This window comes from Campylobacter concisus (genome assembly GCF_002913545.1).
Classification (GTDB): Bacteria; Campylobacterota; Campylobacteria; order Campylobacterales; family Campylobacteraceae; genus Campylobacter_A; species Campylobacter_A concisus_AV.
The window spans coordinates 1-20,154 of record NZ_PPBR01000019.1 but is presented as its reverse complement, the minus strand read 5'-3'; the positions used below and the strand labels follow the sequence as shown (position 1 = coordinate 20,154).

The 20,154-nt window shown below is 39.9% G+C and carries 24 protein-coding genes and 1 pseudogene; 8 read left to right on the top strand and 17 right to left on the bottom strand.

Features of this window, described 5'->3' with window-relative positions; all coding sequences use genetic code 11:
• Nucleotides 1–80: 80 nt before the first annotated feature.
• On the top strand, nucleotides 81–326 hold the full coding sequence (locus CYP05_RS01510) for a DNA-binding protein (RefSeq protein ID WP_103641782.1): 246 nt from the start codon (nucleotides 81–83) through the stop codon (nucleotides 324–326).
• Nucleotides 327–506 (top strand): hypothetical protein, encoded by a 180-nt coding sequence (locus CYP05_RS01505; protein WP_021084321.1) that lies wholly within the window; start codon nucleotides 327–329, stop codon nucleotides 504–506.
• Between the two features lie 130 nt (nucleotides 507–636).
• Here the strand turns inward: CYP05_RS01505 and kdsB are convergent, their stop codons facing one another.
• The 6 genes from kdsB to CYP05_RS01475 are packed head-to-tail and all read right to left on the bottom strand — an operon-like array spanning nucleotide 637 to nucleotide 5,963.
• Nucleotides 637–1,350: a 3-deoxy-manno-octulosonate cytidylyltransferase gene (gene kdsB / locus CYP05_RS01500; protein WP_103641781.1), complete on the bottom strand. Its 714-nt coding sequence runs from the start codon at nucleotides 1,348–1,350 to the stop codon at nucleotides 637–639.
• The gene (gene thrC / locus CYP05_RS01495; protein WP_103641780.1) at nucleotides 1,347–2,810 is read right to left on the bottom strand and encodes a threonine synthase; all 1,464 of its coding nucleotides are present in this window, start codon (nucleotides 2,808–2,810) and stop codon (nucleotides 1,347–1,349) included. The genes kdsB and thrC overlap by 4 nt, the downstream gene beginning before the upstream one ends.
• Complete coding sequence (cutA, locus tag CYP05_RS10315; RefSeq protein WP_103635341.1) at nucleotides 2,807–3,121, bottom strand: divalent-cation tolerance protein CutA; 315 nt, start codon at nucleotides 3,119–3,121, stop codon at nucleotides 2,807–2,809. The genes thrC and cutA overlap by 4 nt, the downstream gene beginning before the upstream one ends.
• A 50-nt stretch (nucleotides 3,122–3,171) precedes the next feature.
• On the bottom strand, nucleotides 3,172–4,092 hold the full coding sequence (locus CYP05_RS01485) for a tetraacyldisaccharide 4'-kinase (protein ID WP_103641779.1): 921 nt from the start codon (nucleotides 4,090–4,092) through the stop codon (nucleotides 3,172–3,174).
• The gene (locus CYP05_RS01480) at nucleotides 4,085–5,215 is read right to left on the bottom strand and encodes a DegT/DnrJ/EryC1/StrS family aminotransferase (protein ID WP_103641778.1); all 1,131 of its coding nucleotides are present in this window, start codon (nucleotides 5,213–5,215) and stop codon (nucleotides 4,085–4,087) included. Before CYP05_RS01480 ends, CYP05_RS01485 begins: the two co-directional genes overlap by 8 nt.
• A 10-nt stretch (nucleotides 5,216–5,225) precedes the next feature.
• Nucleotides 5,226–5,963: an NAD+ synthase gene (locus CYP05_RS01475; protein WP_009294132.1), complete on the bottom strand. Its 738-nt coding sequence runs from the start codon at nucleotides 5,961–5,963 to the stop codon at nucleotides 5,226–5,228.
• A gap of 120 nt (nucleotides 5,964–6,083) precedes the next feature.
• On the opposite strand from CYP05_RS01475, the gene CYP05_RS01470 reads away from it, so the two are divergent.
• Entirely contained in the window at nucleotides 6,084–6,686 is a 603-nt protein-coding gene (locus tag CYP05_RS01470; protein WP_103641777.1) for an MBL fold metallo-hydrolase, read from the top strand.
• Nucleotides 6,687–6,817: 131 nt separating this feature from the next.
• Here CYP05_RS01470 and CYP05_RS01465 read toward each other — a convergent pair.
• The 4 genes and pseudogenes from CYP05_RS01465 to CYP05_RS09875 all read right to left on the bottom strand — a co-directional run.
• A pseudogene (locus CYP05_RS01465) lies at nucleotides 6,818–8,095 on the bottom strand (major outer membrane protein); the annotation flags it as partial.
• A gap of 204 nt (nucleotides 8,096–8,299) precedes the next feature.
• On the bottom strand, nucleotides 8,300–8,839 hold the full coding sequence (locus tag CYP05_RS01460) for a thioesterase (RefSeq protein ID WP_103641776.1): 540 nt from the start codon (nucleotides 8,837–8,839) through the stop codon (nucleotides 8,300–8,302).
• 8 nt (nucleotides 8,840–8,847) lie between these two features.
• A complete protein-coding gene (gene cmoB, locus CYP05_RS01455; RefSeq protein ID WP_258031486.1) occupies nucleotides 8,848–9,717 on the bottom strand; it encodes a tRNA 5-methoxyuridine(34)/uridine 5-oxyacetic acid(34) synthase CmoB in 870 nt (289 codons plus the stop codon).
• A 1-nt stretch (nucleotide 9,718) separates the two neighbouring features.
• Nucleotides 9,719–9,886 carry a hypothetical protein gene (locus CYP05_RS09875; protein WP_002942642.1) on the bottom strand — a complete coding sequence of 56 codons (168 nt, stop codon included), beginning with the start codon at nucleotides 9,884–9,886 and terminating at the stop codon, nucleotides 9,719–9,721.
• Nucleotides 9,887–9,978: 92 nt separating this feature from the next.
• On the opposite strand from CYP05_RS09875, the gene CYP05_RS01450 reads away from it, so the two are divergent.
• Genes CYP05_RS01450 through CYP05_RS01435 form a run of 4 tightly spaced genes read left to right on the top strand, consistent with a single transcriptional unit; the run spans nucleotide 9,979 to nucleotide 12,934 of the window.
• Nucleotides 9,979–11,058 carry a transglutaminase-like domain-containing protein gene (locus CYP05_RS01450; RefSeq protein WP_103641774.1) on the top strand — a complete coding sequence of 360 codons (1,080 nt, stop codon included), beginning with the start codon at nucleotides 9,979–9,981 and terminating at the stop codon, nucleotides 11,056–11,058.
• A complete protein-coding gene (locus CYP05_RS01445) occupies nucleotides 11,055–11,378 on the top strand; it encodes a hypothetical protein (RefSeq protein WP_009294140.1) in 324 nt (107 codons plus the stop codon). The genes CYP05_RS01450 and CYP05_RS01445 overlap by 4 nt, the downstream gene beginning before the upstream one ends.
• A complete protein-coding gene (locus tag CYP05_RS01440; protein WP_103641773.1) occupies nucleotides 11,371–11,628 on the top strand; it encodes a heavy-metal-associated domain-containing protein in 258 nt (85 codons plus the stop codon). Before CYP05_RS01445 ends, CYP05_RS01440 begins: the two co-directional genes overlap by 8 nt.
• A 16-nt stretch (nucleotides 11,629–11,644) precedes the next feature.
• On the top strand, nucleotides 11,645–12,934 hold the full coding sequence (locus CYP05_RS01435) for a M28 family peptidase (RefSeq protein ID WP_103641783.1): 1,290 nt from the start codon (nucleotides 11,645–11,647) through the stop codon (nucleotides 12,932–12,934).
• 88 nt (nucleotides 12,935–13,022) lie between these two features.
• On the opposite strand, the gene CYP05_RS01430 is transcribed toward CYP05_RS01435, so the two are convergent.
• From CYP05_RS01430 to CYP05_RS01400, 7 genes are read right to left on the bottom strand one after another with little or no spacing between them, the layout of a single operon-like run.
• Complete coding sequence (locus CYP05_RS01430) at nucleotides 13,023–14,300, bottom strand: dihydroorotase (protein ID WP_103641772.1); 1,278 nt, start codon at nucleotides 14,298–14,300, stop codon at nucleotides 13,023–13,025.
• Nucleotides 14,301–14,302: 2 nt separating this feature from the next.
• Entirely contained in the window at nucleotides 14,303–15,232 is a 930-nt protein-coding gene (locus CYP05_RS01425; protein WP_103641771.1) for an aspartate carbamoyltransferase catalytic subunit, read from the bottom strand.
• Nucleotides 15,233–15,249: 17 nt separating this feature from the next.
• Nucleotides 15,250–15,660 (bottom strand): tetratricopeptide repeat protein, encoded by a 411-nt coding sequence (locus CYP05_RS01420; RefSeq protein ID WP_103641770.1) that lies wholly within the window; start codon nucleotides 15,658–15,660, stop codon nucleotides 15,250–15,252.
• Nucleotides 15,661–15,669: 9 nt separating this feature from the next.
• On the bottom strand, nucleotides 15,670–15,897 hold the full coding sequence (locus tag CYP05_RS01415) for a hypothetical protein (protein WP_012140046.1): 228 nt from the start codon (nucleotides 15,895–15,897) through the stop codon (nucleotides 15,670–15,672).
• Nucleotides 15,894–16,919 (bottom strand): DHH family phosphoesterase, encoded by a 1,026-nt coding sequence (locus CYP05_RS01410; protein WP_103641769.1) that lies wholly within the window; start codon nucleotides 16,917–16,919, stop codon nucleotides 15,894–15,896. The genes CYP05_RS01415 and CYP05_RS01410 overlap by 4 nt, the downstream gene beginning before the upstream one ends.
• A gap of 9 nt (nucleotides 16,920–16,928) precedes the next feature.
• Entirely contained in the window at nucleotides 16,929–19,124 is a 2,196-nt protein-coding gene (flhA, locus tag CYP05_RS01405; protein WP_021084298.1) for a flagellar biosynthesis protein FlhA, read from the bottom strand.
• A gap of 2 nt (nucleotides 19,125–19,126) precedes the next feature.
• Nucleotides 19,127–19,531, bottom strand: a complete 405-nt coding sequence (locus CYP05_RS01400; RefSeq protein ID WP_004317794.1) for an Rrf2 family transcriptional regulator — start codon at nucleotides 19,529–19,531, stop codon at nucleotides 19,127–19,129.
• 146 nt (nucleotides 19,532–19,677) lie between these two features.
• Between CYP05_RS01400 and rpsO the strand changes: the two genes are divergently transcribed.
• A complete protein-coding gene (gene rpsO, locus CYP05_RS01395; protein ID WP_004317763.1) occupies nucleotides 19,678–19,950 on the top strand; it encodes a 30S ribosomal protein S15 in 273 nt (90 codons plus the stop codon).
• The last annotated feature ends 204 nt before the right edge of the window (nucleotides 19,951–20,154 follow it).

Here is a 20,154-nt window from a genome sequence, read left to right as displayed (position 1 = left end):
TATTGATATTTATATACTATTTTACATTATTTATATAATGTTTTATGTATATTTAATGATAAATAACGTATAATTCTTCAATGATTGAAACAAGTGATATATTTAATTTGCTTCACAATGCAATTGAGGCAAAAAATATCGGTAAGAAAATTTCACAAGCAAAAATGGCAGAGGATCTTGGCGTGCCTATGAGGACATATCAGGACTGGAGACTTGGAAACTCAAAGCCACAAGCTGCTGCTGCTGTTTGCAAACTGCTATGTGAGCTTGACGATGATGAAATATTATTTGTTGTCAATAAGATGAGAAAATTGCTAGGAAAATAGATGGAAAATTTAACACAAAAAGAGAGAATCGACCTTGAGAGCGTTTTTGCTGTCATTTGCACTAAAAAAGAGTCAAAAATTTTGGTTACTTACAAGGATCTATGCTCGGCTGCGGCTTCAAAATTTCATGTAGTTAAAAATAAGATCAAAAAAATAAAATTTAAGAAGATAGAAAAATAACCTAAAATTGAAGCTCTACTCTTAGCTTTATTACAAAAATATTTTTATATCAAGATCTATAAAAATAAAACTATAAAATACACCAAAATTCTCTTTAATACATATGTTTATTAAAGAGAATTTATTTACATTACTTTTTGCCAAATTTAGCAAGCGCTCTTTGGTAGTCCTCTTCGCTATCGATGCCGATACTTTGACTTTCAACCTCCAGCATCGCTATCTTTTTGCCATTTTCTAGGGCGCGCAGCTGCTCAAGTTTCTCGGTATTTTCAAGGCTTGAAGGCAAGAGGCCGCAAAACTCTTTTAGGCTTTTTACGCTGTATCCGTAGATGCCAAGGTGCGCTTTGTAGCTTTTGCACTCGCTTCTGTTAAATGGTATCCTCGATCTTGAAAAATAAAGCGCGTAGCCTTTAAAATCGGTCACTACTTTGACTAAATTTTTATCATCCACAAACTCATCGTCCATCTTTTTGTAGCAAGAAAACATAAAGGCTTTTTCTCTATTTTGCTCGCAAAATGCCCTAAATTTAGCGATGTTTTCAGGTTCGATAAATGGCTCATCAGCCTGAACATTTATGATGATCTCACTCTCACTTAGCCCCAAAATTTGCGCCGCTTCATTTATCCTGTCAGTGCCACTTTGATGATCTTTGCTAGTTAGCACAGCTTTTATGCCATGAGCCTTGGCGATACTAAGCACACTTGGCTCATCTACCGCAACCGCCACGTCATCCACGCCGCTTACTCTAAGAGCTGTCGCCACAAACATCGGCACGCCGTTTATCTCTTTTAAAATTTTATTACTAAACCTTGTTGAGGCAAGACGGGCTGGGATGATTATCATCGCTCGATCCATTCTAGAACGCACTTTTCAATCTCGTCCTCTTTTATGATACTTTTATGCAAAATTTTCGCGCTAAATAGCGAGTTTATCGAGCTTGGCACGCTGTCATTTAAGATTTTAGCAGTCTTTGCCAGCGCATCTTTTTCATCTTTTGTATCTTTGATCTGGCACGCTTTGATCATGCTTGGCGTAAATTTCACCCAGTGCGCGGTCGATGTGATGACGTTTATGCGGCTAGTATCCACCATCTTAAAGCAAGTAGCCGTATGCGGATCGATCGCGTAGCCGCTCTTTGCGAGCTTTGCGATGTATGCCTCGCACTCTTTGTCGTCGCACCAGCTAGCCTCGAAGTCCTCTTTTAGCGCTTCAAGCTCTTGTTTGTTAAGCTTATAAAATTTGTTTTTTGCGAGGCTTTGCATAAGCTCATTAGTTCGCTCGCTACCAAATTTATCAAACAGCAAGCGCTCGACGTTTGAGCTGATCAAAATGTCCATGGCTGGGCTTATCGTCTTAACCAGCTTTTTATCTCTTAGGTCATAAACGCCGGTGGTGAAAAACTGCGTCAAGATGTTGTTTGCGTTTGAGGCTATCTTGATCTTGCCGATCTTTGCGCCCATTTTTTTAGCGTAATACGCCCCAAGAGCGTTGCCGAAATTTCCACTTGGCACGATGATGTCAAAGCTCTCGTTTGCCTTAAGCGCCTTTTGTTTTAGCAAATTTGCGTAGGCGTAGGCGTGGTAGATGATCTGAAAGAGAATTCTGCCAAAATTTACCGAGTTTGCCGCGCTTAGTTTAAGGCGCTTTTTCTTAAGCTCGGCCTTAAATTTATCATTTGCAAGCAGCGTTTTTAGCGCTCTTTGAGCGTCATCAAAGTCACCTTTTATGCCAAAAACCTTTAAATTTTTACCTTGCATGGTCTGCATCTGAAGCTTTTGCACCTCGCTCGTGCCACCGTCTGGATAGAGACAGACGACCTTGATATTTTCGTCGTTTGCGAAGGTCTGAAGTGTCGCAGGGCCCGTGTCGCCGCTAGTTGCGCACATGATAAGGTATCTTTCGCCCCTCTCTTTTGCTAGCTGACTAAGCAGCGAGCCAAAGGGCTGAAGCGCCATATCCTTAAATGCCCTTGTTGGACCGTGATAGAGCTCATTTACGTATAAATTTTTATCTATTTTTTTAAAAATGACTGGGTGCTTTGGATCATCAAAGCTTGCATATCTCTTGACCGCTTTTTTGAAAAACGCCTCTGGCACGTCAAATTTAAATAGCGAGATGATATAAAGTGCAAGCTTTTCGTAGCTTAGGCTTGAGAGCTCTTGCCACTTTGCCTTTGTGATCTTTGGTAGCTTCTTTGGCGCGTAAAGTCCGCCGTGAGCGGAGCTTGGGCTAAGCATGGCTGTGCTTAAATTTACATTTTTTACCTTTTCATCTTTTACGCTTCTAGTTGGTGTTAGTCTCATTTTTTACCTTTTTTGGTTGATTTTTTTATCCAATTTTCATATTTTTTAAAAACATCTTTTGGCTTAAGTGCCAAAATTTCTGGGGTTTCGTAGCTGTGGTGCTTTCTTATAAATTTAGCTACTTTTTTAAATTTCACGTCCGTTTTTATGAGTACAATTTGCTCTTTTTCATCACAAAGCTTCTCTTGCCAAAGATAAATGCTCTTTGCGCTAAAGCTACTCACACAAGCTGCAAGTCCCTTTTTCACGAGCTTTTTACTTAGTTTTTTTGCCTCTTTTTTCTTTGCGACTGAGGTGATTAAAATTCTCATTTTGATCTAAATTTTCCTTTTAAAAAGTGGCTCATTATAACAAAATGGGCTTAAATTTGCTTCGCCAAAACCTTTTTAAACTCCTCGCTTAGCGTAACTTCAAGCGTGATAAGCGATACCCTTAGCCCAAAATCCTTTACCTTTACATAGTCCTTTTGCGTCATTAAAAGCGAGGTAGCGCCGTAGGTTTGCAAAATTTCACTTAGCTCTTCTTTTGAAAAGTCGTAGTGATCAGGGAAAAATACCTGCCCTACGCACTCGCTAAAAAACGCTTCAAGACGCGCTGGGTTTGCTATGGCGGTGACTAGCACCATTTTTTCGCTTTTATTTAAAATTTCGCTCTTTCTAAAGTGAGTTTGCCCCTCACACGCTATAAAATCACCAAATTTATAAAAGCTAAACGGATATCTATAAGCCCCGCTTGGCAGGCAAAGCTTTAGCTTTGGCTCTGGGTTTGGACGCACCAAGATGTCAAATTTAGCTATGTCAAATTTAGAAAATCCATCATCTAGCAAGATATACTTTGCGCCCTGAGTTTTGGCGTAGTTTATGGCTATTTTTCTATCTTCGCTTACGATCACATTTGCGTTTTTAATGCTTGTGGCATATATCATCGCCTCATCACCGCTTGCCGCCACGTCAAGTAAAATTTCGCCATCCCTAGCGACAACTTGCATGCCTTTGCTCTTTCTTTTATAGCCCCTAAGGATGATAAAAGCACCCTCGAAATTCTTAGCGATAGCGACGCAAAGTGGGGTCTTGCCGCTTCCTCCAAGGGTTAAATTTCCAATGCTTATTATCTTTATACCAAACTCTTTTTTTTGCGCGCTAAATTTCTTACAAATAACGACTAGAGCATAGATAAGACTTAACGGCAAAAGTAAAAATGCTAGTAAAATTTGAAAGAAATTTGGGCGAAAGAAGTAGTCATTCGCCCAAGAGTGTAAAAGGATGTTAAATTTCTTAAACACGAGATTTAGAAATTTCTTTTACCGTGTTGCAGATGTATTGCACCTCTTCGTCGCTCAAACTATGATAGATAGGTAGCGACAAGACTTGTTGATATGCTTTTAGAGCATTTGGGAAGTCATTTACTTTAAGCGAATATTTATTTTTATAATAGCTTAGCAAATGTATCGGTATGTAGTGCAGCGAAGTGTGAATTCCACGCTCCAAAAGCTCTCTAGCAAAGCTGTCACGGTTTTTATTTATCTTGATGATATATTGAGTGTAGATGTGCTCGCGTTTTTTGACTGGAGTTGTGATGTTGTGACACTCTTTAAGCTCTTTATCGTAAATTTCAGCGATCTTTTTTCTACGTTTTATAAGCTCGTCTGTCTTTTCAAGCTGAGCGATAGAAAATGCCGCATTTATCGAGTTTATGTCGTATTTTAAACCGATATCAACGACGTCGTAGATGTAGCTTAAACTACCAAATTTATCTATACCATTTACAAGGGCGTAGTTACGAAGTAGTTTTGCTTTTTTATAGACCTCTTCGTCATTTGTCGTGAAAAATCCAACTGTTGAGATAGGATTTTGCACCCGTGAGTTTGTCTGAAAGCATGATAAAAACGAGTCTGAACCAACCTTTTTGCCATTATATGTTAGTCCTATGCCTCGGTTTGCATCATCTAAAACGACGATGCCGTATTTTTCGCAGATAGCCTTTATCTCATCAAGCCTAGCGCTTTGTCCAGCGATGTGTGAGATAAAAGCACATTTTAGTTTTTTGTGATTTTGCTCTTTTAGCACCTTTTCAAGGGCTTCTGGGCTGATGTTAAAGTCCTCTTCATCGATATCAACAAAGATAGGCTCAGCATCAAAATGTCTAACAGCCTGAGCCACGCTTGGGAAGGTATTTACAGAGCAGATGACCTTGTCACCGCGCTTTGTATCCATCGCACTTAGCGCTAGGTGGTGTGCTGCTGCGATGTTGTTTGTAGTGACTACAAATTTCGCACCAAAGTATTCTTTGATCTTTTCTTCAAATTTAGCAACCGTATCAGTAGCATTTTCAGAATGCAAAGCCTCTTCGATAAGCTCACTCTCACGCTCAGTGATAGTTGGTTTGTAAAACGGAATTTCTCTCATCTTTAATCCTTTAAATTTTCACTATCAACGGCATTTGTCGTTTAAACCTGTTTGACACAACTCTATTTTCTATATCCAAGACCGCTTTTAATCCAAACTTTTTGATGGCTTGCTCCTTGTTATTTTCTAAATTTTGTAAAATTTCATCAATGACAGCATAGCTGTAACCTATGTCGCCCTCGTCACTTTGCCCATCCCAAAGATCAGCCGAAGGTGCTTTTTTGATAAAATTTTCATCAACACCAAGATGTTTTGCAAATTCAAAAATTTCACTCTTATAAAGCTCTCCGATAGGATTTATCGCGCATGCCAAATCCCCAAATATCGTGCCATAACCAAGCATAAGCTCACTCTTGTTGCTTGTGCCGATGACTAGAGCGTTTATACTAGATGAATAATCATAAAGCAAGCTCATTCTAACTCTAGCTGCCAAATTCCCTTTTCTTAAATTGCTTAAATTTACATCTATCGTTTCGTAAAAGGCATTTAAAATGCCCTCTATGGATAAAACCTTATATTTTATGTTTAGTTTTTCACATAAATTTAAGGCGTCGTCCATATTTTCTTTGTTTGATGATGCTGTTGGCATGATGAGTGCGTGAGTTTCATCTGGCTTTGCTCTCGCACAAAGTGTCGCAACCACAGCAGAATCAATACCGCCGCTTACGCCTAATAGTAGTTTTTTACCTTTAGTTTTATCTTTTAAGCTAAAAACTAAGGTTTCTTCTATTTTTTGGTACCCCTTCATTGTCCCTTTGCCTAAATTTGCTTCCTTTTGAAAAGATTATACTAAGTAAATTTAAAATTTTTCTTTAAGTTTAAGTAAAAAGATGTAAATATTTAAGAAATAATAAATTTAAGGTAAGAAATGAGAGTAATACATAAAAGTTTTGGCGATTTTGGGACAAATTGCTACATCGTTACCAAAAATGGCTCAAGTTTGGTGATAGATCCAGGCGATGGGGCAAAAGGGTGGGTTTTGCAAAATGCACAAAATTTAAAGGCGATACTTTGCACTCATGGGCATTTTGATCATATTTACGACGTGAGCGAGCTAAAAAATGAGCTAAAAATCCCAGTTTATATCAATAAATTTGACGCTTTTATGTGTGAGAGTGACATTTTTGGCTATATGAAAAACACCTTTGTGCCAGATGTTTTGGCTCAAGGCGATGAGAGCTTTGTAGTGGGTGACTTTTCTTTTAAATTTCACCATTTTCCAGGGCACACACCAGGCTGCTCGATGATAGAGATAAATGACGCGATCTTTAGTGGAGATTTTTTATTTAAAGGTAGCATCGGACGCTGGGACTTTCCATATTCGGATAAAAATGAGATGCTAGAAAGCTTAGAAAAATGTAAAAATCTAAATGGCGACTTCACACTTTATCCAGGACACGGCGAAAGTAGCACACTAAAAGCCGAGCAACAAGAGCTTGATAGGTGGGTGGATATCGTAGAAAAAAGTTAATATTCTTATTAATAAAAAACTTTTAGATTAAATAACTATTTTTTTATAAGGTGCTTGTAAAATTTTGATTTTATTAAAAAGATTTATGGTTAAAAGAAGATCCGAGCGAAAGCTCGCTCGGATAAATGTTTTTAGAAGCTATATTTTGCTTCAAATCTGATACGATCTTGTTTAAAGCTTGCGCCATCTTTTTTGTCTTTAGCGGCTGCATACCAAGAAGGGAATGTAAGTTTTTTGCTGTATTTGTAGCTAGCACCTGTATACCATTCGCTTCTTTTTGCTCTTTCTTTGGCAAGTCCCCAGCTATAACCTTTACCTTGAGTATATCCAGCGTCAAAGCCAAATTTATCTATGTCATATCCAGCATTAACAAACCAGTAGTCGTTGTTTCCTTTGATGTTGTTGTAGTATTGTCTACTACCACTCATTACACCATTTAAGATCTTAGTTGGGTTGATTAGCTGACCATTTGATTCAATTGAAACAAATGAATATTTATTGTTGTCTTTGTTTTTAGCGTCAAAATCTAAGTAACCAGCGTTAAATTTAGCACCAAATAGTTTTGTACCAGCTTGAACTGCCCAGAAATTTGCATCAGCTACGTCTTTGTGATCTGAATCGTTATGGACAAATTGACCTTTTAAGTTTAGGTTAACATCATCAGTTACATTAAAGCTAACACCAGCTTCAGCACCATAAAGTGTTGCTATCTCTTGAAGGTTAGCAATTGCAGCCTTAAATGATACTGGATCATAGCTGCCAGCTGCACCTAAATAGTAAAGGTTGCCTGGAGCATCATTAAATTTATCTCAATCATTACCAGCCACTATTCTGCCAACCAAAGGACCATCATTATCTTGATCACTTGCTAAAGCATCATAAGCAGCAGTTAAAGTAAGACCAGGCACATCAGTACTTACTACTTTTAGACCAGTACCAGCTAGCTCACCATCATCATAGAAAGTTTTTATAAGTTGTTTACCAGCTGTAATGGTAGTATTAGCTACCTTATAGCCTAGATACATCTCATATACTGTAAATGTGCTAGTTGTATCTGTTTTATCTGTGCCATTTCCAGTAGATGCTACTTGGTATTTATTACCGAATTTACGACCAACATTATCACCATATCCATCAGCTGTTTCTGGGGCATATCTTAGTGTTAAAACTCCAAAGAAATTATCATCGATAGCAGCTTTAAATGACGTAATCATTCTAAAAGCATGATTTCCTATGCTTGATTTTTGTGTATCTGATTTGCCACTATTTTTAAAGTGGTCATTTGTATAACGATATCTTGCAAATCCTGAAAGATCTACGTTTTTTATAGCTTCTTCAAGTGGAGTTGCACTTGCAACGCTTGAAAATGCACCTAAAGCAACCAAAGCAGCTAAGCTAACTTTTTGTAAGTTTCATCTAAATCTCCTTTTGATAAAAATGTTTTGAAAGGATATTATCATAGAAAAATTAATTTTATAGCTTAAATTTCGTTAAAAAAATTAAAAATTATTACCGATCGTTTACTAAAATAAGATAATAAGATAAGATTTGTCTTTAAAAATTTGAGTTTGTTTGAAGTTAAAAGATGAGAATTTATATCTCATCAGTTAAATTTAGCCGTTGTTTTTAGCCTGTGCCTCTTCGCGCTCTTTCTTTTGTCTTATAGCAGCTTCTTTTTGGATATTTTTTTGCTGAGTGACAAAGATATGCTCTTCAAGTGTGACTAACTGAAAGATGCCCTCAAAGATCTTGATCTCTTTTACGTAGCCTATCACTTTTACCTCTCTTTTTCTGCTCTCTTCAAACCTTGCTTGTGCGTCAAATTCGATCACATCGCCAAGTTTGAGCGGTCCAAAGAAATTTATCCTAGCTCCGATGCTAACGCAAAATTCTTCATTTATAGCTAAAAGTGCTGCGTAGTTTGCCCCCATGAAGACAAAACCACTATGTATGAGCCCTTCTGCGTCGCTTACCATATCAGCTGTGGTAAAAAACCTAGTTTTTGCGTGATTTTTCTCAAGTAAAAATGCCGTTCCACTAAAATTTAGCTTTGTTAAAGGTGCTGTTTTTATCTCGTTTCTTAGCGGGTTTTCGTCCTCTGGGAGGATTATTTGTGATTCGTCTTTTGCTTCAAAAATATTTTCATCTGCCATATTTATCCTTAAATTTTAACTCTCACGTAGGCTCTTTTTGGAGCTGGGTAGCCCTCGATGGTCTTTGTATTATCGTCTGGGTCTAAGAAATTTCCAAGACTCTCGCCATCTATCCACTGCGTTTTTCGCTGCTCATTTAGATCAGTCGCCTTTGTATCAAGCAAGCTAAAGTCTTTAAATTTAGCCCTCTCGCACCAGTTTTCAAGTGCGCTAAGCGTTGGCACAAAGTAGATATTTGGAATTTTTGAGTATCTATCCTTTGGGCTTAGGGCAAAGTCGCCATCCATATCTATATACATCGTGTCTAAAAATAGCTCGCCATCAGGATTTAGCGCAGTTTTTAGCTCTTTTAGCATCTTTATAGGATCGCTTCTGTGATATATCACGCCAAGGCAAAAAATGGTGTCAAATTTCGCTGCGTATTCAGGCAAGCTCTCCACCCCGAGAAGCTCGTAGGTGATATTTGAGCGGATAAATTTATTTAAAAAAGCAAACTGCAAATATGTATGCACGCTAGGATCAAAGCCAGTTATGCTTTTTGGGCCGTACTCAAGCATCTTAAACATATAATATCCATTGTTACACCCCACGTCAGCTACGCACTTGCCAGCTAAATTTAGGTGCGGGGCAAGGATATTAAATTTAATAAAACTTTGCCACTCGCTATCTATATATATATCATCAAGTAAAAATGGCCCTTTTCGCCAAGGCTTTAGGCTAAGGGCGAGGTTGTAAATTTCATCTTTGCTCGCAGCGCTCAGCTCTTTAAATTTGACATTTACGCTGTTACTCAAGCTAAATTCACAATCAAAATTTGCTAAATTTTCTATCCTATTATAAATTTGCTTTTGCTGCTCGTTAAATTTGCTAAGATCCACGCTATTTCCAGTCGACGATGTTGTGCGGACACTCTTTTTGGTAGGTGCCAGTCGCGTCATAATACTCTTTACAATCATTATAATATTGCGTCGAAACTCCGCGCTCATTCATATAAAGACAACCATTGCAAAATAGCGCTATAAAGCCTAAAAATATAATCTTTTTCATGTGGCGGATTTTATCATAAATAAAAATTTTATGCTAGAATAGCAGGCAGTTTTAGAGCCAAGTTTGGCTAAGATTAAGCAAAAAGGCATTTTATGCAAAGAAGAGATTTTTTTAAATTCAGTAGTTTTTTAGGTGCAGCAAGTCTGCTTCCAAGTGTCACTCTAGCTAGCGACGAGCCAGCAAACCCAGTGGTTAGAAATTTCGACGTAAATTTCAAACACCAGCTTCTTGAAAAGGGCAAAAGCTCAAGAATTTGGTTGCCCCTTCCACTAAGCACCACTTATCAGCAACTAACCCAAGACTACGTCATAAACACAACCGCTAAAAACGTCTATATCTCAGATACGCTAATACCAACAATGTATGGCGAATTTGAAGAAAATGAGCAAAGACCTATTTTAAATATCCAGTTTAAAATTCAAACAACAGAGCGCAATACCGACTTTAGCAAGGTAAATTTCGATCCAAACGAGAAGGTCGATCCTGCGATTTTGGAGTTTTTAAAACCAACTTCACACATACCAACTGACGGCGTCGTAAGAGCAAAAGCGCTAGAGATTATCGGCAATATTAAGGGCGATTTGGAGCGTGCAAAAGCGATCTATACGTGGGTTGCAAACACTATGCAGCGTGATAATAGCATCCTTGGATGTGGCACAGGCGACGTTAAAGCCATACTTGAAAGTGGCAAACTTGTTGGCAAATGCACCGACATAAACTCAGTTTTCGTGGGACTTTGCAGATCGGTTGGCATCCCAGCAAGAGAAATTTTTGGTATCAGAGTTGGTCAGTCTAGATTTTCAGATCAGATGGGTAGCGCAAAAGATGGCGTGGCTAAAATTTCAGGCGGACAGCACTGCAGGGCTGAGTTTTACCTAAAAGGCTATGGTTGGATACCGGTTGATCCAGCTGACGTCACAAAGGTAAGACTGGGCGAGAAATTAACAAACGACGACGCTAAGATCAAAGCTGTTAGGGATTATTGCTTTGGCAACTGGGAGATGTGCTGGATAGGCTTTAACTACGGACGCGACTTTATCTTAAAGCCAACCCCAGAGCAAACTCCACTAAACAACTTTGGCTATCCATACGCTGAGGTTGATGGCAACACGCAAAACTACTATTCGCCAAAAGAATTTAGCTACGACTACGTCTCAACAGAGCTAAAATGAGAGCCTTTTGGCTGATACTAACATCCATAGGTAGTGCTATCGGCGCTACCTTGTGCTGCTTGCCGGCACTTCTTTTCTTGCTTTTTGGCACATCTTTTTCTTTTCTATCTTGGACACAAAATTTATACGAGTACCGCGTCCCTTTAAGCGTCGTGGCCGTCATTTGCTTTGTGATCTCAGGTGTGGCTTTATTTTACAAGCCAAAAAGCTGCAACCTAAGCTATAAAAAGAAAAAATGGATACTTATATATATACTTTTTGGAGTGATTTTGCTTTTGCTCCTTACATATCCAGAGCTTTTAGGAGAAATTTATGCGTAAAATTTTAGTTTTAGCCCTTTTGGTGGCTGCAAGCTACGCTGAGAAAACTATAGAAATTTCAGTGCCTAGCATGCACTGTCCGCTTTGCACAGCGATTGTTCGAAAGGCCGCACTTAGCGTTGAGGGCGTAAAAAAGGCAGATGTATCGCTAAAAGAGCGAAAAGCTGTCATTATAGCAGATGACAAGGTCGATGAAAAAGAGCTTTTAAAGGCGGTCGATGCGACTGGCTATAAAGGCGAGATAAAATAAATTTATGGAGGCAAATATGTCAAAGAGTGAAGTTTTAGCGAAATTTGAAACACTTGCGTCGATACCACACTGCAGTTACGAGACTGATAAGATGCGTGATTTTCTGGCTAGCTATGCAAAAGATAAGGGCTGTGAAGTCGTGGTCGATAGTTTTGGCAACGTTCATGCATTCAAAGGCAAGCCAAAAATTTGCTTGCAAAGCCACTATGATATGGTCTGCATGGGTGATGCTCCAAAGATCGAGATAGTTTATGGCGATGATGGCTATATGAGGGCTAAAAATTCATCTTTAGGTGCCGATAACGGCATAGGCGTGGCTATCATGATGCAGATGATAAGTGAATTTGACGACATTGAGTGCCTCTTTACAAACAACGAAGAGGTCGGCATGGTCGGAGCTGCTGGCTTTAGCGGCGATCTAAAAGCCGATAAGCTTTTAAATTTAGACAGCGAAGAGGACGACCGCGTAACTATCGGCTGCGCTGGCGGTGTAAATTTATTTGCCACTATCTCGCTTAATAGCAAAAAGACAAAAGAGAGCACGCTTTACGAAGTGAAAGTAAGCGGCCTACCTGGCGGACACTCTGGCAACGAGATACATAAAAATATCCCAAATGCGATCAAGGTTTTAGCGGCATTTGTGACTAAAAATGGTTGCAAGCTTGTTAAATTTGAAGGTGGCGAGCGAAGCAACTCTATCCCAAGCGGCGCAACTGCGCTGGTTTTAAGCGATAAGGAGCTAAAGAGCGAGTGTGAAAATTTAAGCGTGAAAAAGCTTGGCAAGGGAGATGAAATTTTAGAAAACGGCGAGAAAATTTTAGCTCTTATTAACTCATTTTCACAAGGCGTAAGAGCCTATAACTGCGAGCTAGGCATACCACAAGATAGCGTCAATCTCTCGCTTGCAAAGATCAAAGACGATGGCACACTTGAAGTGGAGTTTTTCGCAAGATCAATGAGTAAAGACGGACTAAATAGGATGGAATTTGAAATTTCAGAGCTTGCAAAAGCGGTTGGTTTTAGCGTCATTTCAAAAGATAGAAACCCAGCTTGGAAGCCTATAAATGATAAATTTGCAAACGATATCTTAGAAGAGCTTAAAATTTATAAGCCAAATGCAAGGATAACAGCTGTGCATGCTGGACTTGAGTGTGGAGTGCTTTTGGAGAAAAAAGCAGGTCTTAGTGCATGTTCTATTGGACCAAATATCTACTCACCTCACTCTACAAGAGAGCACTGCGAAGTAGCTTCTGCGCTTTTTATAGAAAAAGTCGTTCGCGGTATCGTTAAAAAATATAACTCATAAAAAAGTAAAATTTGCTAGAAATTTCTAGCAAATTTTATATCTTAAGGCATCTAAAGCAAATTTGCCCGCAAGTGCGAGCAAATTTAGATTATTTTCCAAACTCATAAACGATCTTGCCACTTTTTATCGTGGTAGTCGCTGCGCCTTTTAGCTTTTTGCCAAAAAGCGGAGAATTTACCGATTTTGAGCGGTTTATCTTCTCATCATAAACATACTCGATCCCAGGGTCTATCACCGCGATGTCAGCTAGCATGCCCTCAGCAAGCCTGCCTTTATCTTTTAAATTTAGCATCTTAGCCGCATTTGTAGATGTTAGCTCTACCATGCGCTCTAAGCTTATAACGCCCTCATTTACGAGCTTAAGAGTGAGTGGCACAAGGGTTTGAAGTCCGATGATGCCAAATGGCGCCTTGTCAAATTCCACTATCTTTTCGTCTGTATGGTGTGGGGCATGGTCGGTGGCGATAACGTCTATAAGACCGCTTTTTAGCGCCTCTCTTACCGCTTTTACGTCGCTTATCTCACGAAGTGGCGGTGACATTTTGAAATTTGTATCGTAGGCATTTTTCAAAATTTCATCATCGCTAAAGCTAAAATGGTGTGGTGTAGCTTCGCAAGTGATGTTTATGCCCTCTTTTTTACCCATTTCGATGATCTTTAGCGAGTACTCCGAGCTTACGTGAGCGATGTGGATGTGCGCTTTAGTGAGTTTTGCAAGCAGCATATCACGGCTCACTGCGATCTCCTCTTTCTCCCTTGCCATGCCGCGAAGTCCAAGTATGGCTGAGACCTTGCCCTCGTGCATGACGCCCTGCCTGCAAAGCGAGCAGTCCTCTGAGTGGCTTATACAAAAGCTACCAAACATGCTTGAGTACTCAAGTGCCGCTCTCATCACGCTTGAGCTAGTCACTGGTAGGCCGTCATCGCTAAATGCAACTGCTCCAGCCTCTATAAGATCGCCCATTTCAACGATCTCGTTGCCACCAAGCCCTTTGCTAATGGCTGCGATTGGCAAAAGATCGATCAGTCCGCAGTTTTTAGCCTTTTCTATCATCGCTCTTGTGATCGAGGCGTTGTCATTTACTGGATTTGTGTTAGCCATGCAAAGGCAGGTGGTCACTCCTCCAGCCACGGCCGCCTGCGAGCCTGAGATGATGTCGTCTTTATACTCTTGACCAGGATCGCGAAAATGCACGTGCATGTCGATAAGTCCTGGCATGACTAGCTTATTTGTAGCGTCTATGACCTTATCAGCCTCAAATTTCTCACTTCCGATTTTGGCTATTTTGCCGTTTTCTATTAGGATATTTGCCTTAAATTTCTCGTCGCTATTTACGATAGTGCCGTTAATTATTGCTATTTTCATCGTTAGCCCCTATTTTTTGCAAGCGTATTTAGTATCGCCATTCTTATAGCAACGCCGTTTTCAACTTGATTTAGTATGACTGAGTGCGTGCCATCAGCCACGTCTGAGTTTAGCTCCACGCCCCTGTTTATCGGTCCTGGGTGCAGCATGATCGCATCAGGCTTTGCTAGCTTTATCCTATTTTTATTTAGTCCAAAGAATTTCGAGTACTCTCTCGAGCTTGGAAATGCCACGTCCGCACCGCCACGCTCTAGTTGGATGCGAAGCATGATGATGACGTCGCTGCCCTCGCAAGCCTCCTCCATATTTTTGCAAATTTGAGATTCAAATACCTCAGCATCTTTTGGCATCATCATCCTTGGTGCAAATAGCTTTAAATTTATGCCAAATTTCTTCATCGCCCAGATGTCAGACCTTGCCACGCGGCTTCTAGCGATGTCACCGATGATCGCCACGTTTAAATTTTTATCCAAAATTTTACCATGCTCTCTTAGCGTGAAAAGATCAAGCAGAGCTTGGCTTGGGTGCTCATTTGTGCCGTCCCCTGCATTTACGACACTAGCTTCTGTCCTGTCAGCTGCAAATTTTGCCGCTCCAGAGCTTGGGTGACGAAGCACAATGATGTCGGTTCTCATAGCAGCCATGTTATTCATCGTGTCATTTAGGCTCTCGCCCTTTGTCACACTAGAGCTTGATGAGCTGAAATTTATCGTATCAGCTCCAAGCCTCTTTGCTGCGATCTCAAAGGATGTTCTAGTTCTTGTCGAGTTTTCATAAAATGCGTTGATCGTGGTCTTTCCACGAAGGTAGTCATTTTTTTTCACTTGGCTTAAATTTAGCTCCTTAAACTCTTTCGCCGCCTCTAGAAAATATAAAATTTCTTCCTTGCTAAGCTCTCTAGTTCCTATCAAATCTTTATGTTTGTAGCCCATTTTAAGCCCTTTTTGATCTATTTTGTTACAAAGTCGCAAGCTGGTTTATAGCCGTTATCGCAAGCTTTTTTAAACAAAGCTTTTGCCTTCTCTTCGCTTTTTGCTTCATTATCATCTTTGTCTTTTATAAGGCCATAAGCTGTCATTTCGCCTAGTTTTTCGCAGGCCATGCCCTCATTTTCGTCGCACATTTTTGTAAAAATTTTCTCAGCCTGAGCTTTATCTTTCGCCACGCCATCGCCGTTAAATAGCATGATCGCATTCATCGTGCAAGCTCTTTTCTCGCCCTCGCCGCAAGCTTTATTAAAAGCAAGATAGGCCTCGTTAAAATTTTTCTTTGCATAAAGCTCATTTGCCTTGTCTAAATTTTCATTTGCCATAGCATTTAACGCAAAAAGTGACGCCGCTAAAACTAAAATTTTCTTCATATTTTCTCCTTATTTAAATAACTTTGGATGGTGTTTTTTCATATATTCAACTATCTCTATGACCTCGTCGCTACCGCTAGCATCAGAGTTTTCTAACGCATCATCGATGCACTCGACATAGAGATTTGCCGCCTCTTCAAGCTTCTCTTTTTTCACTCCAGCATAGTAAAACATCGCTTCAAGCACCATGCTAAGCTCGTAGCTAAGCTCCTCTACGCTTACCTCTTCTTCTTTCATATCTCCTCCTGTGTTTTTTTAGTTATTAGATCAACTATCTGCGCCTTGATCGGCTCATAGCTAAAGCCATCTTTGAAATTTGCAAACAAGCCACCGCTTGCATTGACGTGTCCGCCGCCGCCAACTAGGTGTTTTGCCATGGCGCTAACATCAAGCTTGCCATTTGCGCGAAAGCTTAGCGTCTTTTTATTTGTCACGTCGATAAAGAAGTCAAATTCAGGATTTGCCACCAAAAAGTCGTTGCCTATAACCGAAACATTGCCGATATTGTAGGTTAAAATTCCTTTATGATCTTTATAGGTGATGCTAAATTTCTCTTTATTTTCACTAAGTTTTTTTACGACGTAGTTTGAGATCAGGTTGCTTAGTGTATCGTCTTTATCCTCTTTGAAAAATGATTTTTTAATGGCATGCACCTGCATATCAAGGCCGATATAGTCGTTTTTCTCGTTAAAAAATTTGCTAGCTTCTTTTAAGAGATGATCCATATAGAGGTTGTTTTCAGCTTCAAACATCACCTTATTTATCTCTTTAGCGTTTGCCACAAGCCCCAAGCAGACCTTGCTCATCTCGAAATTTTTATCATCTTTTAGCCAGATATCCACGGCATTTACGACGTCACTAAAAATTTCAAGCTCTTTGTTTTGACCAAAAATGCCCGCAAAAAAGTCGTAAGTGATCTTTGTAGCGCACCTTGAGCTATCCAAAAAGTACCATGAGTAAGCGCTCGCACACTCGGCACCACTTTGGTGATGATCTAGCAAAAATAGCTTTATATTTTTACCATCTATCATCTCAGTAAAGCTCTCACACTGAGCTAGACTTAAATTTAGATCGGTTATCAAAATGACGTTTTTATCATCGTTTGAGGCGTCTATCTCAGATAGAATTTGAGCAAATTTATCATCTATCTCTCTGCCGTAGTTTGAGTTTAGAAATTTCACATCTTTGAAGTAAAAATTTGTTATGTATTGCGCGCCGTATCCGTCAAGATCGGTGTGTGAGAGGTGATAAATTTTCATCTTTTTCCTTTATAAATTTTCTATTTCTATGACGCCAACTGTTTCAAATGGCGTATTTGCCGAGATCTCAGCAAAGCTTAGAACCACTATGTCGATGGCGAAATTTGCGCAGATATTTGCTATAAATTTGCGCAAGCTTGGCTCCACACAAAGCACCATTTCTCCGTGCTGGCTCATCGGACGCTTCTCTTTTTCACGCCTAAGTGCTTGCACGATAGATGATGTCTGCGCTACGTTTATCATCAGGTGATATGCGCCGTCTTTATACTGCACCGCGTCCATTAGCTTTTGCTGCGCGGCAGTGTCTAGGATGTAGAAATTTAGCTGTCCCTTTTCATCTACATAAAGCGAAGTGATGACGCGTGAAAGCGCTGCACGCACGTGTTCGATGATCATGTCTAAATTTTTACTAACCTCGGCGATGTCGCTGATGGCTTCAAGTATACTAAGTAGGTCTTTGATCGGGATATTGTCTTTAAGCAGCGTTTTTAAGACCTTTTGGATCAAATTTATAGGTGCGATCCTTAGCGTATCCTCGACCACGACTGGGTAGTCGATCTTTAGTTTGTCTAGTAAATTTTGCGTCTCTTGGCGAGTTAGAAGCTCGGCTGCATTTTGCTTGATAAGCTCGCTCATGTGCGTTGAGATGACGCTTGCAGGATCAACTATCGTATATCCGCTAAGTATGGCGTCCTCTTTGACGCTAGCATCGATCCAAAGAGCGTCCAGCCCAAAAGCTGGCTCTTTTGTCGGAATTCCTTCTATATCCTCGCTAACCAATCCACTATCCATCGCTAGAAATTTATCCGCATAAATTTCGCCCTGACCGATCACGATGCCTTTTAGCTTAAAGCGGTACTCGTTTGGCGGTAGTTGAAGGTTGTCGCGGATCCTTATCTTTGGCATCAAAAAGCCAAGGCTTGAAGCGATATTTCGCCTCATGGCGCGAATCCTCTCAATGAGATCCACGTCAGCTAGCTTTAGCAAGCCATATCCTAGGTCAAGCTCTAAAATTTCAAGCTTTAAGATGTCATTTATCTTTGTCTCTTCTTCTCTTGCGATCTCTTCGTCGCTCTTCTTTGGTGCCTTAGCAGCTCCACCGCTTGCAGCTGCCGCCCCTGCTCCACTTGGCGTAGCGCCACCAGCCTTTTTAGAAGCAGTTTTCTCTTTTGGTGCAAGGCTTAAATTTAGCCCACCATCTTTGGTCTGCTTAATGATGTAGCCAAGCCCCAAAAATAGCAGCGCTATAAAGCCAAGAGATAGGGTTGGCAGACCTGGCACAAGGGCAAACATAAATAGTATGAAACCTACTATCAGCAAGGTTTTATAGTCGCCTAAGAGTTGATTTAGCGTGCCCTCTGCAAAGTCCTCGTCGTCTTTGCTGGCCCTTGTGATGATGATAGCAGTCGCTGTTGAAGTGATAAGTCCTGGGATCTGGCTCACAAGGCCATCACCGATAGTTAGGATCGTATAGTACTGAGCCGATGTCGCCATATCAAGGCCGTGCTGAAACGAGCCGATAGCAAAGCCGCCGATGATGTTGATGATAGTGATGATGATGCCAGCGACGGCGTCACCTTTTATAAATTTAGACGAACCATCCATCGCGCCGTAGAAATTTGCCTCGCCGATGATAGCCTGACGTCTTTCGCGCGCCGTTTTTTCGTCGATTAGACCTGCGTTTAGGTCCGCATCTATCGCCATTTGCTTACCAGGCATCGCATCAAGTGTAAAACGTGCTTGCACCTCACTCACGCGAGTTGAGCCCTTTGTTACGACCATGAAATTTATAAGTACCAAGATACAAAAGACGATGGTGCCGATGACGAAGTTGCCACCAACGACGAAATTTCCAAAGCTTGAGATGATCTCGCTGACCGCTTCTGGGCCGTTGTGACCCTCGCTTAAGATCATACGCGTAGTTGCTATGTTTAGCGAGAGGCGAAAAAGCGTGATGATGAGAATGAGTGTCGGAAACGTGCTAAGGTCAGTCGGCTTTGGTACGTAGATCGAGATCAAAATAATAAGCACAGAAATCGAGATCGAAAGTGCCAAGAAAAAGTCAAGCACCGCGCTTGGGAGCGGCACGATGATGATAGCAAGGATGGCAACGATGATGCCAACGATGCTAAGACTTTTAAATTTGACAATTGGCGCAAGAAATGGTGCGACAAGAGTCAAGATATTATTTTTTTGCTTTGCCAACTTTACTTCTTAACGATGTCACTTAGTTTTATCGCGTCAAGCATCTCGTCGATCTTGCCTTGAAGGCCGCTAAACATCGACCAAATTTGACAGCTTGAGGCTTTGTTTGATGGGCAACCAAGCGCTGAAGATGAGCACTCAAAGACGCTTAGTTCGCGCTTTTCGGCGCATTCGATTATCTTTTTTATGCTTAAATTTTCAGGTTCGCCGTTTAATGCAAAACCGCCATTTGCTCCTTTAAATGACTTTAAAACTCCATCTTTTGCTAAATTTTGTAAAATTTTTGCCAGAAAACTTTTTGAAATTTTAAGCTCATTTGAGATCGTATCAACATCAACTGGCGATGATTTTTGAGATATTAAAATAAGCGAAAGTAGAGCGTATTCGCTTGCCTTTGTAAAAAGCATTTATCTTCCTTAACTCTTTAAATAGCCCTAATTTTATTAAATTTTTACTGCATTTTTCATTAATTTTTAAAAAGCGTAATTTTACCTAACTTTATGTTTTAAATGCTATAATCGCTCTTCCAAAATTCACCAATCAGGAGGTCATCATGGCTTTGGATTCGGCTAAAAAAGCTCAAATAGTTGCGAAATTCGCTAGAAAAGAGGGAGATACAGGCTCTCCAGAAGTTCAAATAGCTCTTTTAACAGCTAGAATAACTGAACTTACAGAACACCTTAAAATTTTCAAAAAAGACTTTTCATCACGTTTAGGTCTTTTGAAACTAGTTGGTCAAAGAAAAAGACTTTTAAAGTATCTTAAAAACAAAGACTACACTACATATTCAAAACTAATCTCTGAGCTTGGCTTAAGAGATAAATAATCCCATGGAGAGCGACCTGCTCTCCATTTAAATTTTCCACTATTTTAAATTTACAACTTCCTTTCATTTAAATTTCACTTTTTTGTAAATATATAAAATTAATTTAATAATTTTAGCTTCTATGTCAAATTTACACAATTTACTTTTCATTTGATAAATTTTAGAAATTTATGCAAATTTAGCATATTTTTTAAATTCCTATAT